The sequence below is a fragment of the Mycobacterium sp. E2497 genome, from assembly GCF_001668695.1.
Classification (GTDB): Bacteria; Actinomycetota; Actinomycetes; order Mycobacteriales; family Mycobacteriaceae; genus Mycobacterium.
In genome coordinates, this window is record NZ_LZKD01000112.1 from 1 (window position 1) to 2,334 (window position 2,334).

At 70.5% G+C, this 2,334-nt stretch carries 1 protein-coding gene; it reads right to left on the reverse strand.

The window, feature by feature from the left end; genetic code table 11:
• The coding region (locus A5713_RS08530; protein WP_156751803.1) for a condensation domain-containing protein at positions 1-2,334 on the reverse strand (2,334 nt) is incomplete at both ends.

Consider the following 2,334-nt stretch of genomic DNA (forward strand, 5'->3'; position numbering starts at 1 on the left):
CGCCCTCGCACACCAACGCCACCGCCCCCGGCGCACGCGCCACCTGCGCGGCGAACAACGAAGGCACCGACACCGGCGGATCCACCGGCCCCGCCAAAACCGCCGTATTGCCAAGCTGTTCCAGACGCGCGTGCTCGGTGGCGTCGAGCAGGTCCACCGACGACAACACCCGCGAAGGATCACCCGCCATCGCAGCCAGCACCCGCTGCAAACGCTCGATCAGCGTCTCGATGCTCCGCGCGTCGAATACGTCGGTGCGGAATTCCACCCGACCGGCGATCCCCGCGGCCTCGCCCGTCTCGGTCCAGCGCTCGGCCAGGGAGAACACCAAATCCATTCGCGCCGACTCGGTGTCGACCGGCACGGAGGTGACCTCGAGCTCGCCCAGCGTCAGACCGGTGGCGGGATCGTCGTTTCCGGCGAAGTTCTGCCAGGCCAGCATCACCTGCACCAGCGGGTGGTGGGTCAGGCTTCGGGCCGGGTTGAGCCGCTCCACCAGCAGCTCGAACGGCACGTCCTGGTTTTCGAAGGCCGCCAGACTGCGTTCCTGAACCCGCGTCAACAGTTCGGTGAAGCTGGGGTCACCGGCGAGGTCGACCCGCAGCACCAGCGTGTTGACGAAGAAACCGACGAGCTGGTCGAGCGCGCGGTCGCGGCGCCCAGCGATCGGGAAGCCCACCGCCACATCGGAACTCGCGCTGAGCTTGGACAGCAGCACCGCGAGCGCGGCCTGCACCACCATGAAGGTGGTCGCGTTGTGCTCGCGGGCCACCCGGCGGACCTGCTGCTGCAGCTCCGCCGGCCAGTCGACGACCACGCTGGACCCGCGCTGATCGGCGACCGGCGGGTAGGGCCGGTCGGTGGGCAGCTGCAACCGTTCGGGCATGCCTGCCAGGGCGTCCTGCCAGTAGGACAGCTGGGCCGCGATCGCGCTGTCGCTGTCGTCGAGTTCGCCGAATTGCGCCCGCTGCCACAGCGTGTAGTCGACGTACTGCACGGGAAGGTCGGCCCAGCCCGGCGCCTGCCCCGCGGACCGGCTGGCGTACGCCACACTCAGGTCGGCGGCCAACGGCGTGAGCGACAACCCGTCCGCGGCGATGTGGTGCACCACGATCACCAACAGGTGCTCCCGCTCGCCCAGGGCGAAAAGCTTTGCGCGCAGCGGGGTTTCGTTGGCCAGATCGAACGTGTAGCGGGTCGCCGCTGCGATGGCCCGGTCCAGTTCGCCGTCCGCCCGTCCGGTGGAATCAACGACGTCCCAGCCGAAGTCGACGTCCTCGGCCGGGACCACCACCTGCTGGGGCGTTCCGCCGCGGGCGGGGAATCGGGTGCGCAGGCTTTCGTGGCGCCCCACCACATCGGCCAGGGCCGCGCGCAGCGCGTCGGCATCGAGGCACCCGCTCAGCCGCAACGCGGCTGCCATGTTGTAGATGGGCGACGGCCCCTGCAACTGTTGGATGAACCACAACCGGCTCTGGGCAAAGGACAACGGGATCACCGGCGGGCGTTCACCGGCCACCAGCGGCGCCAGCCGGCCCGCCCCCTCGTCGATGCGGGGCGCCAACTGCGCGACCGTCGGCGCCTCGAACACGACGCGCACCGGGAGGTCGGTGTCCAGCGACGAATTGACCGCAGAGATCAGCCGCATCGTGGATAGCGAGTCGCCGCCGAGATCGAAGAACGAGTCGTCGACACCGACGCGTTCGACGCCGAGCACCTCGGCGTAGATGCCGGCCAGGATCTCCTCGGTCGCGGTGGTAGGGGCGCGGTAATTGTCGACGTCTCGATAGTCGGGTGCGGGCAATGCGCGGGTGTCGAGTTTGCCGTTGACCGTCATGGGCAGGGCAGGGAGTACGACCACGGCCGCCGGGACCATGTAGGCGGGGAGGCGCTCGGCGAGCGCGGCCCGGGCCCTGCCCGCGTCCGCCGTCCCGGTGACGTAACCCACCAGGCGCTTGTCACCGGGCCGGTCCTCGCGCGCGACCACCACCGCCTGCTCCACCCCGTCCAAAGCGCCCAGCGCCGACTGGATTTCGCCGAGCTCGATGCGGTAGCCGCGGATCTTGACCTGCTCGTCGGCGCGGCCCAGGTAGCGCAGTTGCCCGTCGGGACCCCAGCACACCAGGTCGCCGGTGCGGTACATGCGAGTCCCGGGCGCGCCGAACGGGCAGGCCATGAAGCGCGAGGCGGTCAACTCCGAGCGCCGCCAGTACCCGACGCCGACGCCGTCGCCGGCCAGATACAGCTCGCCGACCACGCCGGCCGGCACGGGCCGCAGCCATTCGTCGAGCACGAAGAAGGCCGCCCGCGTGACCGGGGACCCGATCGGCGGGA